Origin of the sequence: Aeromicrobium panaciterrae, assembly GCF_039537165.1 — a bacterium.
Classification (GTDB): domain Bacteria; phylum Actinomycetota; class Actinomycetes; order Propionibacteriales; family Nocardioidaceae; genus Aeromicrobium; species Aeromicrobium panaciterrae.
The window spans coordinates 180,685-193,544 of the sequence record NZ_BAAAZZ010000002.1; the positions used below are offsets into that span (position 1 = coordinate 180,685).

At 67.3% G+C, this 12,860-nt stretch carries 13 protein-coding genes; 5 read left to right on the plus strand and 8 right to left on the minus strand.

Annotated elements, in window-relative coordinates; genetic code table 11:
* Position 1: 1 nt before the first annotated feature.
* The 3 genes from ABD683_RS01300 to ABD683_RS01310 form a co-directional block, all read right to left on the minus strand.
* Positions 2 to 1,588 (minus strand): CDP-glycerol glycerophosphotransferase family protein, encoded by a 1,587-nt coding sequence (locus ABD683_RS01300; protein WP_344766628.1) that lies wholly within the window; start codon positions 1,586 to 1,588, stop codon positions 2 to 4.
* Between the two features lie 12 nt (positions 1,589 to 1,600).
* Positions 1,601 to 2,224, minus strand: coding sequence for a mycothiol-dependent nitroreductase Rv2466c family protein (locus ABD683_RS01305; RefSeq protein WP_344766630.1), 624 nt, complete (start codon positions 2,222 to 2,224; stop codon positions 1,601 to 1,603).
* Between the two features lie 80 nt (positions 2,225 to 2,304).
* Entirely contained in the window at positions 2,305 to 3,447 is a 1,143-nt protein-coding gene (locus ABD683_RS01310; RefSeq protein WP_344766632.1) for a glutamate--cysteine ligase, read from the minus strand.
* A 184-nt stretch (positions 3,448 to 3,631) separates the two neighbouring features.
* Between ABD683_RS01310 and pepN the strand changes: the two genes are divergently transcribed.
* A complete protein-coding gene (gene pepN, locus ABD683_RS01315; RefSeq protein WP_344766634.1) occupies positions 3,632 to 6,151 on the plus strand; it encodes an aminopeptidase N in 2,520 nt (839 codons plus the stop codon).
* On the opposite strand, the gene ABD683_RS01320 is transcribed toward pepN, so the two are convergent.
* Together ABD683_RS01320 and ABD683_RS01325 are read right to left on the minus strand one after the other, a co-directional pair.
* Positions 6,152 to 6,667: a DoxX family protein gene (locus ABD683_RS01320; RefSeq protein ID WP_344766636.1), complete on the minus strand. Its 516-nt coding sequence runs from the start codon at positions 6,665 to 6,667 to the stop codon at positions 6,152 to 6,154.
* Between the two features lies 1 nt (position 6,668).
* A complete protein-coding gene (locus tag ABD683_RS01325) occupies positions 6,669 to 6,950 on the minus strand; it encodes a hypothetical protein (RefSeq protein ID WP_344766638.1) in 282 nt (93 codons plus the stop codon).
* A gap of 32 nt (positions 6,951 to 6,982) precedes the next feature.
* On the opposite strand from ABD683_RS01325, the gene ABD683_RS01330 reads away from it, so the two are divergent.
* Positions 6,983 to 7,900 carry a mechanosensitive ion channel family protein gene (locus ABD683_RS01330; RefSeq protein ID WP_344766639.1) on the plus strand — a complete coding sequence of 306 codons (918 nt, stop codon included), beginning with the start codon at positions 6,983 to 6,985 and terminating at the stop codon, positions 7,898 to 7,900.
* Positions 7,897 to 8,277, plus strand: a complete 381-nt coding sequence (locus tag ABD683_RS01335) for a globin (RefSeq protein WP_344766641.1) — start codon at positions 7,897 to 7,899, stop codon at positions 8,275 to 8,277. The genes ABD683_RS01330 and ABD683_RS01335 overlap by 4 nt, the downstream gene beginning before the upstream one ends.
* 76 nt (positions 8,278 to 8,353) lie before the next feature.
* Here ABD683_RS01335 and ABD683_RS01340 read toward each other — a convergent pair whose 3' ends face one another.
* Genes ABD683_RS01340 through ABD683_RS01350 form a run of 3 tightly spaced genes read right to left on the minus strand, consistent with a single transcriptional unit; the run spans position 8,354 to position 10,861 of the window.
* Positions 8,354 to 9,088 (minus strand): thioesterase family protein, encoded by a 735-nt coding sequence (locus ABD683_RS01340; RefSeq protein WP_344766642.1) that lies wholly within the window; start codon positions 9,086 to 9,088, stop codon positions 8,354 to 8,356.
* 25 nt (positions 9,089 to 9,113) lie between these two features.
* A complete protein-coding gene (locus tag ABD683_RS01345) occupies positions 9,114 to 9,341 on the minus strand; it encodes a biotin/lipoyl-binding carrier protein (protein ID WP_344766645.1) in 228 nt (75 codons plus the stop codon).
* A complete protein-coding gene (locus tag ABD683_RS01350; protein WP_344766647.1) occupies positions 9,341 to 10,861 on the minus strand; it encodes an acyl-CoA carboxylase subunit beta in 1,521 nt (506 codons plus the stop codon). The genes ABD683_RS01345 and ABD683_RS01350 overlap by 1 nt, the downstream gene beginning before the upstream one ends.
* 207 nt (positions 10,862 to 11,068) lie before the next feature.
* Between ABD683_RS01350 and fabG the strand changes: the two genes are divergently transcribed.
* On the plus strand, positions 11,069 to 11,824 hold the full coding sequence (gene fabG, locus ABD683_RS01355; protein WP_344766649.1) for a 3-oxoacyl-ACP reductase FabG: 756 nt from the start codon (positions 11,069 to 11,071) through the stop codon (positions 11,822 to 11,824).
* Positions 11,824 to 12,852 carry a phosphotransferase family protein gene (locus ABD683_RS01360; protein WP_344766651.1) on the plus strand — a complete coding sequence of 343 codons (1,029 nt, stop codon included), beginning with the start codon at positions 11,824 to 11,826 and terminating at the stop codon, positions 12,850 to 12,852. The genes fabG and ABD683_RS01360 overlap by 1 nt, the downstream gene beginning before the upstream one ends.
* Positions 12,853 to 12,860: the final 8 nt, after the last annotated feature.

A 12,860-nucleotide genomic window follows, 5' to 3' on the forward strand; every position in this document is an offset into this window, starting at 1 on the left:
CTCAGCCCTTCATGCCGAAGCGGTCGAACATCTCATGGAAGTAGGCAGCGAACGCCTCAGCCGAGCCGTTGCCCTCGAATCCGCCCAGCACCTTGGTCCGCAACGTCATGCGCTCATCCGCGAGGCTGTCGGGTCCCAGCATGTCGCCGAGAACCTCATCGACGTTGGAGAGGTCGCCAAGGAGGACGTACGCTCCACGGGCTGCCGGGAACTGTTCACGGTAGGCGGACTCGTCCCAGCTCATGCTGACCATCGCGTAGGGCTTGCCCGACTGGAGCCAGTCCGAGACGACACTGGACACGTCGGACACGAGGGCATCGGACCGGTTCATGCACTCGAACACCGACCAGGTCCGTGTCGGCAGCTCGCCCCACATGTGCGAGCCGGGAGTCGAGGGGTCCGCCGTGTCGGCCGCCAGGATCGCGTCGATCTCCTCGACGAGCGGCTTGAAGGACGGGAAGCGGCTCGAGACCGGGTGCGGGCGGAACATCACATCGGCCCTGACTGCGAGCGCGCGGACGATCTCGGCACCGATCTCGAGGGACGACAGGCCGATCGCGTCCTTCTTGCCCTGCCAGGTCGGCGCATAGAGCACCACCGGACGCTCGACGCCGGTGATGTCGCGCGAGGCCGTCTCGATGCCCTGCACCTGAGGCCGCCCCAGAACGACGAACTTCTCGCCCGGGATGCGCACGCCCGCCTCGGCGTATCGGTCGATCGCGGCGGTGCCGGAGACCACCAGGAGGTCGTACAGCGAGTGGCGGGCAAGCGCACTGCCCGGCTTGTCGGAGTCGCCGTGGCCGAGCCAGACGTGCTTGACCTGTGACATCGACATGAATCGCAGGTTGGTCCAGGCGTTGTGGACGTAGAAGAACGCGCCGAGGCCCGGGACGATGAGGTGCCTCAGGTCGCGGGGTGGGTCCGTGCTCATCTGGACGAACGGCGAGCCGAGGTCGGTGTTCTCGCGCAGGTAGGCGCAATAGGACTCGCGGAAGTTGAACACCACGCCCGGGAATCCCGAGCTGCGCAGCGGCCCCTCCCACATCGACAGGTGGGTCGGTCCTCCACCGTGGCCGGCGTACGCGATCGCGAACCGAGGGCCGTGATCTCGCAGCGCCGCGGCGATGACTGCCGTACGCCGCCACACCCACCATCGGTAGGCGATGACGCGACCGGCGGCAACTGCCACCACGCCCAGGACGACCAGCACGACCCATGCGGGCAGGTTGACGGCGAAGGCGATCAGCGCGGCTGCGCCCGCCCACCGGGCTGCGACGACCCAGGGCCCGAGGTCGGCTGGCTCGGACTCGCACGGCCCGTCAGGGGCCCCCGGCAGGTCGTGCGCATGGGGCGGTGGTGCCGGGCGGGTCAGTGCGAGGACCGTCGCTATGACACCGGCACCGACGAGTGCGAGAAGCACACCGTCGGAGCCGCCGCCGAAGAGCCAGCGGAGCAACCACGCACCGGCGAGCAGGAGCGCGGCAGCGCCCCACACGCCGGCACGGACCTGACGCCGGAACGTCGCGTTGATGCGATGACGGTGGATGAAGGACTTGCGAAGACGCTCGTAGTCGGCTTTCACATCCACGCCGACATCATCTCAGGTGAAGTCGAGGTCTCCGGTACGGGTGCGCTTCAGCTCGAAGAAGTAGTCGAAGCCCGCCAGCTGACGCGTGCCGTCGAAGATCACGCCGGCATCCTCGCCGCGCGGGATCTTGGTCAGCACGGGTCCGAAGAACGCCGTGCCGCCGACCGAGACGACGGGCGTACCGACCTCTTCGCCGACGCGATCGATGCCGTCCTTGTGTGAGGCGCGCACGGCGTCGTCGAGCGACGTGTCATCAGCGGCGCCGGCCAGCTCCACCGGGAGCCCGATCTCCTCCAGCACCTCTTCGTACAACGCCTTGTCGAACTCGCGGCCCTCGTTGTGATGCTTGGTGCCGATCGCGGTGTAGAACGGCCGCAGCGCCGCGTTGCCGTGCTGCTGCTCGATCGCGATGGCGAGTCGTACGGGGCCCCAGCCGCGCTCCAGCATGTCCTTGTAGCGCTGCTCGACATCCTTGTCCTCGTTGAGCACCGAGAGGCTCATGACGTGGAATGACGTCTCGACGTCGCGGACCTTCTCGACCTCCAGCATCCAGCGCGACGTGATCCAGGCGAACGGGCAGAGCGGGTCGAACCAGAAGTCCACCGTCTCGGTCGTGGTGGAGGTCGTGTCGGGCACAGGCGTGTCAGTAGAGGTCATACAAGTTTCAACCACGCAACGATCCGCGTATTCCGCATCGGCCGAGAAATCTTCGCCCGTCAGCCGGCACGCACTGGACGACCGGCCCGCATCTCCTCCACGAGCAGCCGCGCCACGGCGTCGAGGTTGGTGCCGTCTCCGCCGACGGCGACCTGACGCTGGTAGGACGCGCCCCCTCGGACGATCTCGGCGATCCCGGCGAGCTCCTCGGCGCACTCGAGCTTCTCGGCGACCGGCTCGAGTCGTTTGAGGAGTCGGGCCAGGTCGGTCGTGACGAGCTCCTCCTCGGCGGACTTGTCGAGGATCAGGATCGCGTCCATGCCGTAGCGGGCCGAACGCCACTTGTTCTCCTGTGCGAACCACGGCGGTACGGTCGGCAGCTCACGGCCGGCATCGAGCTCCTGCGAGAAGTACTCGACCAGGCAGTGGGTCAGGGCCGAGATGCTCAGCAGCTCCGACATCGTCGGGATGCCATCGCAGATGCGCACCTCGAGGGTGCCGAACTTGGGTGACGGACGAAGGTCCCAGCGGATCTCGTCGAACACGTCGATGACACCGGTCTTCATCATGTCGGCGACATAGCCCTCGAGCTCGTCCCACTCCTCGAACTGGAACGGCAGTCCGGCGGTCGGCAGCTGCTGGAACATCAGCGCCCGGTTGGACGCATATCCGGTCGCCTTGCCACCCCAGAACGGCGACGATGCGCTGAGTGCCTGGAGATGACCGTAGTACGTCAGCATCGCCCGGCTGATCGGCAGCACCTTGTCGCGGTCCTCGATGCCGACGTGGACGTGGACGCCGTAGATCAGCATCTGGCGGCCCCACCACTGCGTGCGGTCGATCAGTGTCGCGTAGCGCTCCTTGTCAGTGACCTTCTGGTGGTCCCACGCGGCGAACGGGTGGGTGCCGGCGCACATCAGCTCGACCCGGAGCGGATCGGTGATGACGCGGATCTCGTCGATCGCCCGCTGCAGGTCGGCGCCAGCCTCCGCCACCGTGTGACACACGCCGGACACGATCTCGACCGTGTTGAGGAGCAGCTCCTGGCGGATGTGCGGGTGCTCTCCCCCGTCCTTCGGTGCGACCGCGTCAAGGACCGTCTGTGCGACCTGACGCAGGTCACCCGAATCGGTGTCGACGAGGGCGAGCTCCCACTCGATGCCGATCGTCGACCGCTCCGACTCCGCGAACGGGATTCTCATGCACGTACTCGCTCGACTGTCGATCGGCGTCCCGAGACACCTCGCGTCGCTCCGTGCGCGCATGAGGCACAAAGATCACCGTGCGTGTTGACGCCCTCGCTTCGCTCGTGCATGTGCACATCCTGCCCGAGAACGGCGACCTGCCCGACTCGTCTCGTGAACCAGTGCGTGAAAGCATGGCGACATGCCTGGAACCAACCTCACCCGCGAAGAAGCCAGCGAGCGCGCGTCGGTCATCTCCACAGAGACGTACGACATCGCGCTCGACCTCACCCTCGACTCCGACACACGATTCGGATCGACCACGACGATCACGTTCGGGGCGACCCCCGGAGCGTCGACGTTCGTCGACCTGGTCGACGGCGAGATCACCTCGATCACGCTGAACGGCGAGTCGATCGATCCGTCCGTGTACGCCGACAGCCGCATCCCGCTGGACGGCCTGGCGGACCAGAACGTGCTCACGGTCGAGGCGAGCTGCGCCTACTCCCGCTCGGGCGAGGGACTGCACCGCTTCGTCGACCCCGTCGACGGCCGCGTCTACCTCTACACGCAGTTCGAGGTGCCGGATGCCCGCCGCGTGTTCACGACGTTCGAGCAGCCCAACCTCAAGGCGACGTTCGAGTTCCACGTCACCGCCCCGTCCGGCTGGCAGGTCGTTTCCAACTCGCCGACCCCCGAGCCGGAGCCCGCCGCCGAGGGAACCAGCACGTGGCACTTCGCGCCGACCAAGCGCATGTCGACCTACATCACCGCGCTCATCGCCGGCGAATACCACCAGGTCACCGACACCTACAAGGGCGCGTACGACGAGATCGCACTCGGCGTGTTCTGCCGCCAGTCGCTGGTCGAGCACCTCGACGCCGACGACATCTTCCTGATCACCAAGCAGGGCTTCGAGTTCTTCGAGGGCGCCTTCGAGATGGGCTACCCGTTCGGCAAGTACGACCAGCTCTTCGTGCCGGAATACAACATGGGCGCGATGGAGAACGCCGGAGCCGTGACGTTCCGTGACGAGATGATCTTCCGCAGCCGGCAGACCGTCGCAGCGTACGAGCAGCGCGCCAACACGATCCTGCACGAGATGGCCCACATGTGGTTCGGCGATCTCGTGACGATGAACTGGTGGGACGACCTGTGGCTCAACGAGTCATTCGCGGAGTTCGCGGCTTCCCACTCGGCGACGCACGCGACCCGCTTCACCGACTCGTGGACGAGCTTCACCAATGCCCGCAAGAACTGGGCCTACCGCCAGGACCAGCTCCCGTCGACGCACCCCATCGCGGCGGACAACTACGACCTGCACGCGGTGGAGGCCAACTTCGACGGCATCACGTACGCCAAGGGCGCATCGGCGCTCAAGCAGCTCGTCGCCTGGGTCGGCGAGAAGGACTTCTTCGCGGGGCTGCGCGCCTACTTCACGAAGCACGCGTACGGCAACACCGAGCTGACCGACCTCCTCGACGAGCTGGAGGCCGCCTCGGGCCGTGAGCTCGGCGACTGGGCCAAGGAGTGGCTGCAGACCTCGGGCGTCAACACGCTCAAGGCGGTCTTCGAGACCGACGAGGAGGGCGTGTTCACCTCGTTCGCGATCGAGCAGACCGCGATCGAGGCCTACCCGACCCTGCGCCGTCACCGCATCGCGATCGGCCTCTACAACCAGGTCGAGGGGCGCCTCGTACGCACGGAGCGCATCGAGACCGACATCCGCGGCGCCTCGACGCCGATCGCCGAGCTGCTGGACCATGCGCAGCCCGACCTGATCCTGCTCAACGACGACGACCTGACGTACGCCAAGATCCGGCTCGACGAACGCTCGTTCAACACCCTGCTCGAGAGCATCGCGACGTTCGACGAGTCACTCCCCCGCGCCCTCTGCTGGGGATCGGCGTGGGACATGACCCGCGACGCAGAGCTGCCCGCGGCCGACTTCGTGTCGCTCGTGCTCGCGGGTGTCGGGTCGGAGTCGGACCTGACGGCCGTCTCGTCCTTGCTTCGCCAGGCGCAGACCTCGGTCAACATCTTCACCGCCGACGACGCCCGGCCCGAGCTCGCCGAGAGGTGGGAGTCGGGTCTCCGCGCCCTGGTCGACGAGGCCGAGGCCGGAAGCGACCACCAGCTCGCACTGGTCCGCGCGTACGCCAACGCGGCGTCCGGGCCCGGTCGGCTGCGTGAGCTCCTCGACGGCCAGCTCGAGGGACTGATGGTCGACACCGACCTGCGATGGACGCTTCTCACTGCACTCGCCCGCCTCGGCGAGGCCGGCGAGGCCGAGATCGTCGCCGAGCTCGAGCGCGACAACACGATCTCCGGCCAGGAGCACGCCGCGGCAGCGCGGGCGATCCAGCCGCTTGCCGACGCCAAGGCGGCGGCGTGGGAGGCCGTCGTCAGCGGCGACATCCCCAACGAGACGCGCCGCTCGATCGCGCACGCGTTCCAGGTCCCGGGCCAGGGTGAGCTGCTCGAGGCATATGTCGACCGCTACCTCACGATGGCCGAGACGGTGCTGGAGGAGAAGGGCGTGTGGATGGCCCAGGTTGCCCTGATCCCGCTGTTCCCTCTCGCGAACCCGTCGCAGGCAACTCTCGACAAGGTCGATGCCTGGCTCGCCGGCACCCAGGCGGGAGCAGCAACCGTCCGCTACGTGTCGGAGGGACGTGACGACCTCGCCCGCGCGCTGCGGGCCCAGTCGGTCACGGCCTAGTCAGTCGTCCTCACCAGCCCGGGCGGGCGGGCGCCAGCTGGTGAGGAGGAGCAGCGCGGCACCCAGCACTCCCGCGGCAGCGGCGCCGAGGCCGACGCCGACGCCGTGGAGCTCGATGTCGAGCGCGTGGTCGAGGGAGATCTTGCCGGCGCCGAGAGCGGCCAGTGCCGTGAGGGCGAACGCGACGGTGACGACGTACTCGTAGCCCTCACCCGGGTTGAAGATGAAGAAGCCGTTCTTGCGATGCACCGTGATGAACGCGACCGTCATGGTGCCGATGCCCGCTGCGGCGGCGAATGGCACGAAGATGCCCACCAGCAGCGCAAGGCCGGCGGCGACCTCCATGTATGCGCTGATCGCGGCGTGCAGCTTCGCCGGGCGCAGCCCGATGCTGTCGAACCAGCTCGCCGTACCGGCCAGTCCGCCCGCCCCCCAGCCGTGGTTGCGGCCGTGCATCAGCAGCACGACGCCGAGCACGACCCGAAGGAGCAACGAGGCCAGATCGGGCCCGGTCATGTCAGTGGTGCGCAGCGGCGCTTGACGGAGCCTTCTCGAGATCGGTGCTGGGCGGCGCGGGTACGAAGTTGCGGCGCGCCGTCATGAGGCCGAACAGCGAGATCACGACGAACAGGACCACCGTGCCGCCCACGAACAGCAGCAGCGTGTCGAGGACGCTGCGGCCCTCGCCGTCGGGCCAGGCCGGGCTGTTGGGCTCATCGGCCCACGCGGACGCGGCGCCGAGTGCGACATAGGTGACGGTGCCGAGCAGCACGGCGAAGACACGGGTAGGAGTCGTCATGGCGCCATCATAGTGACCCGTAGGCTGGAGGAATGCCGTACCTCGACGTCAACTGGGACCTGCCGGCGGGACGTGCGTACGACTGGTTCGTCGCCGCACCGCTGTCGATCCTGCTGATCCTCTTCATCGGCCTGCTGTTCCGCTGGTTTGTCTGCCGCGCCATCGACCGTCTCGTGAAGCGCGCGGCGCAGGGGGCGATACCCGGGATCATCGCCAACACCAAGGCCGGCGAGATGCTGGCAGACCTCAAGCCCGGTTCGCACGAGCGCCGCAAGCAGCGCGCCGAGACGATGGGGTCGTTGCTCAAGAGCATCACCACCGGCGTGACGCTCGCGATCGTCATCGTGATGATCCTCGACAAGCTCGGTCAGCCGGTCGGACCGATCCTTGCCAGTGCCGGCATCGCCGGTGTGGCGTTCGGCTTCGGCGCGCAGAACCTCGTCAAGGACTTCCTGTCGGGCGTCTTCATGATCCTCGAGGACCAGTACGGAGTCGGCGACGTCGTCGACCTCGGCGAGGCCAGCGGCACGGTAGAGGCCGTGGGTCTGCGCGTCACGCGACTGCGCGACGTCAACGGCACCGTGTGGTACGTCCGCAACGGTGAGATCCTGCGTGTCGGCAACCAGAGCCAGAACTGGGCTCGTACGGTCCTCGACATCACGGTGGGCTACGAGGCCGACCTCGACCAGGTGCAGGCGATCCTCCAGGAGGAGGCCACCGCGATGTTCGAGGACCCGCGGTTCCACGACGTCATCATCGAGGCGCCCGAGGTGTGGGGCGTCGAGCGCTTCGACAAGGACGGCGCCGTCGTACGCGTCGTGCTCAAGACCGCGCCGCTCGAGCAGTGGCAGGTGGCGCGGGCGATGCGCCAGCGCATCAAGGTGCGCTTCGACGCCGCCGGCATCCGCATACCGACTTCCTTCCAGACCACGACGGACCCCGAAGCATGAGCCAACAGACCTTTTACGACGCCATCGGCGGGCACGACACGATCAAGCTGATCGTCGACACGTTCTATGAGGGTGTCGAGACCGACGAGGTGCTGCGGCCGCTCTATCCCGAGGAGGATCTCGGGCCTGCCAACGTACGGTTCCGGATGTTCCTCGAGCAGTACTGGGGCGGCCCCACGACCTACTCCGAGCTGCGTGGCCATCCGCGGCTGCGCATGCGTCACGCACCGTTCGAGGTGACGACCGAAGCGCGTGACCGGTGGCTGGTGCACTTTCGTGCCGGGCTCGACAAGGCAGCCCTGCCACCCGAGCTCGACGAGCAGTTCTGGGACTACGTCCAGCACGCAGCCCAGTTCATGGTCAACTCGGCTCGATAGCTCACGCTGAGCACTGCGACTGGCGCAAAATGCCCGATTCCGAGGTGTCGACCAGGCAGCCTTGCGCCACTCGCTGCTAGCGGGCTGATTTGAGGCCGTCGAAGACGGCACGCTCCTCGGCCGAGAACGCCCGGGACTTCTGGGCCGCGAGGTCAAAGCCCACGAGGAACGTCGTACCCCGCGCCAGCAGGGCGTCCCCGTCGGACAGCTCCGACTCGATCGTGAGCGAGCCCGCGCCGACGCGGCTGACCCAGCTGCGCGACTCGTACGGCTCACGCCGCCAAGCGATCGGCGAATGGAAGTCGACGCCGACCGTGCCCACGACGAACTGCCCGGCCTTGAGCCCGCCGAGGTGGTTGGAGATGAAAAGTACGCGCCCCTCCTGGAACAGCTCGAACGTCTTGATCAGGCTCACGGCGCCGCTGGCGTCGATGTCGCTGCGCCGGATCCTCGACGGCAGTGGGTCGGTCTCGACAGCCGAGCGGTCCTGCGGAATCGGCGTACCGAGCGTCGTGACGAGCTTGCAGTAGACCGTACGCTCGCCGTCGCGGTCCGAGCAGATCTGCTGCGTCAGCTTGTCTCCATCGATCAGGGAAGTGACCACGACGGGATGACGGCTCAGCAGCATCGGTCGGGCATACCGGACCGACATCGAGCTCACCCCGCGATCATCCAGGAGCCCGTCCTCGACGAGCAGGCTGCGCACCTCGGTGGCGTAGTCGACATAGACGACGTTGTTGACGTGCTTGAGCGAGTCGAGGTCGGCCCAGCGCATGGGCAGCTCATGAACGATCTCAGCTGAGGAAGACACCCGCCGATGATGGCAGACAGGAGGCCTAGGCGCTGGCGGTCTCGTCGATCTCGATCAGCGGGTCGCCCTCCTGGACGATCTGGCCGACCTCGACGAGGATCTTGCTGACGAAGCCGGGAGCCTCGGCATAGACCGGGATCTCCATCTTCATGGTCTCGAGGATCGCGAGGACGTCGCCCGCCCCGACCTGGTCACCCTCGCGGGCGACGATCTTCCAGACGTTGGCGACGATCTCGGCTCGTGCCGCGAACATCAGTCGGTGCCGGCGGTCAGCATGCGAAGCGCCGCGGTCATGCGGTCGCGTGTCTCCTCGGGATGGATCACGTCATCGACGATACCGGCCTCGGCGGCCAAGTAGGGGCGAGCGACCTCCTCGCGGTAGACCGCCGCCAGCTCGTCACGCAGCACGGTCGGCTCCTCAGCCTCCTTGAGCGCGCGCCGGTGGAGCAGTGCCACCGCCCCGCCGGGCCCCATCACGGCGATCTCGGACTGGGCCCACGCCCAGTTGACGTCGGCTCCGAGCGACGCCGCGCCCATCGCGATGTAGGCGCCGCCGTACGCCTTGCGCACCACGACCGTCAGCTTGGGCGACGTCGTCTCGACATACGCCTTGAGGAGCTTGGCACCATGCGTGATGATGCCGCGTCCCTCCTCGACCGTGCCGGGCAGGAAGCCGGGCACGTCGACGAACGTGACGACAGGCAGGTCGAAGCGCCCGCAGAAGTCGACGAAGCGCGCAGCCTTGACGGCGGCCTTGGAGTCGAGGATCCCGCCGCGGGCGTTGGGCTGGTTGGCGATGACGCCGACCGCATGACCGTCGAGGCGGGCGAACAACGTGAGGATGCTCGGCGCATGCGTTGGCATGAGCTCGAGGCGCGCGCCGTTGTCGAGCACGCCGTCGATCACGGCGTTCATGTCGAAGACGATGCTGGACTTCTCCGGGACGATGCCGGGCAAGCGCTCGACGGCTCCCGGGTTGGCTGGCACGGAGCTGTGGCGCTTCTGGGCGCCGCCCTTGTGCGTCGGCAGGAACGACAGCAGCAGGCGGGTCGCGTGGAACGCCTCCTCCTCGCTGTCGACCTCGAGGTGTGCGACACCGCTGACGCGCGTGTGCAGGTCGGATCCGCCGATGTCCTCGGCGCTGGCGTCCTCACCCGTGGCCGCCTTGACGATGTCGGGGCCGGTCAGGAACATCTGTCCCTGCTCCTTGACCATGATCGTCCAGTCGGTCAGCGCCGGCGAGTAGGCCGCGGCTCCGGCGCACGGGCCGAGGATCAGGGAGATCTGCGGGATGCGCTTCTGCGCCTCGATGTTGAGCGCGAAGATCCCGCCACAACCGTGCAGCGCGAAGATCCCGTCGTGGATGCGAGCTCCACCGGAGTCGTTGATGTAGACGATCGGGTAGCCCTTGTCGATCGCGAAGCGCTGGGCCTTCTGGATGCTCTCGGCCATCACGGCGCCGATCGCGCCCGAGGCCACTGCCGCGTCGTGCGAGACGACGACGAGCGGGTGACCGTCGGTCGTGCCCCAGCCCGCAACGACACCGCTCCCCTGGCCCGCGCCCGCCGAGCGCAGCGGGGTCATGGCCACGAAGGAGCCGTCGTCGACGAGCATCTCTGCCCGCTGCAGCGCGGTGTAGACGCGCTTGCCCTTGGGCTCGACGTGAGCGAACCGGTCGGCACGACGCTGCGTGAGCATCGAGCGGTGACCCTGCTCCTCGACGGGCCCGGCGTCAGGCGCTGAGAGCACCGAAGGTGTTTCGCGTTGCGACACGACGTCTCCTAAAACATGAGGTTTTCCTCAACTATACACAAACATGAGGAAATCCTCACTTTTGATTCCGGGTGTTTTGCGGGAGCTGAGCTTTTTCACGTACGTGGCTCTCGCGTGCGCGGTGGGTCTGCGATACCGTTCTGATGGACTTGCTAAGCAAGCGCTTAGCCCTCGATCCTCAAGACAGCACCCTGAAGGAGCAGAACCGTGAGTGAACCCCGTACCGCGATCGTCACCGGTGGAGCCCGAGGCATCGGAGCCGGTGTCGCCCAGCGACTCGCCGCCGACGGACTCAAGGTTGCCGTCGTCGACCTCGATGAAGCGTCCTGCGCGGGCACCGTCGAGGCGATCACCGCAGCAGGCGGTTCTGCCCTCGCCGTGGGAGCCAACGTGGGTGACGAGGAGCAGGTCAAGGCGGCGTTCGCACGCATCGAGTCCGAGCTCGGCGCACCGACCGTCCTCATCAACAATGCGGGCGTCATCCGCGACAACATGCTGTTCAAGATGACGACGGACGACTGGGACACCGTCATGAACGTGCACCTGCGTGGCGCCTTCCTGATGTCGAAGGGCGCACAGAAGTACATGACCGAGGCCAAGTGGGGACGCATCGTCAACCTCTCCAGCAGCTCGGCGCTCGGCAACCGCGGCCAGGCCAACTACTCCGCAGCCAAGGCCGGCATCCAGGGCTTCACCAAGACGCTCGCGATCGAGCTGGGCAAGTTCGGCGTGACCGCCAACGCGATCGCCCCCGGCTTCATCCAGACCGACATGACCGCCGCGACCGCCGAGCGCCTCGGCATCGGCTTCGACGACTTCATCAAGTTCAGCGCCGAGCAGATCCCGGTGCAACGGGTCGGACAGCCCGAGGACATCGCGCACGCCGCATCGTTCCTCGTGAGCGAAGGCGCCGGCTTCGTGTCGGGCCAGGTCATCTACGTCGCCGGCGGGCCACTCGGCTGATGACTGACCCGCAGGGACTCGATCTCGCCGCATTGCACGCCTGGCTGACGCAGGTCGAGCCGACACTCGCCAAGGGGCCACTGTCGGCGAGCCTGATCACGGGCGGCAAGTCCAACCTCACCTACCTGGTGACGGACGGGACGAGCAACTACGTCGTACGCCGTCCGCCCATGGGACACGTGCTCGCCACCGCCCACGACATGGGGCGCGAATACACCGTGATGGCCGCACTGGCTCCGACCGACGTGCCCGTGCCACAGATGCTGGCCCGCTGCGACGACCCGGACGTCATCGGAGCACCGTTCTACGTCATGGCCAAGGCTGACGGGACGCCCTACGGCCGAGCGCAGCAGCTCGAGCCGCTCGGCGCCGACCGTACCCGGGCCATCACCGAGCAGCTCGTCGACACGCTCGCGACACTGCATTCGGTCGACCACGCGGCCGTGGGCCTGTCCGACTTCGGCCGTCCCGACGGCTACCTCGAACGCCAGGTGGCGCGGTGGAAGAAGCAGCTGGCCGCGTCGACCAGCCGCGAGCTGCCCGGCATGGACGAGCTCATCGCCAAGCTCGACTCCAACATCCCGACGACCAGCGACGGCACGATCGTGCACGGCGACTACCGCCTCGACAACGTCCTCGTCGACGCCTCCGACCAGATCACGGCGGTGCTCGACTGGGAGATGAGCACGCTCGGGGATCCGCTGACCGACGTCGCGGTGCTACTGGCCTACCAACAGCTCGCTGAGGAGGCGCCTCCGGCGAGCATGGGAGCCTTCATGGTCACGGATGCTCCACTCGCGCCCGGCTATCTCGGGCGTGACGAGATCCTCCAGCGCTACGCAGCCCAGTCAGGTCGCGACGTCAGCAACATCTCGTTCCACCTCTCGCTGGCGTTCTTCAAGCTTGCGGTGATTCTCGAGGGCATCTATTTCCGGCACTCCGCCGGTCAGACCGTCGGGACGGGCTTTGACGGGATCGGCGACATGATTGCTCCGCTGATCGCCGCAGGACGCGCCGCTTCCCGCTAATGTGGCGC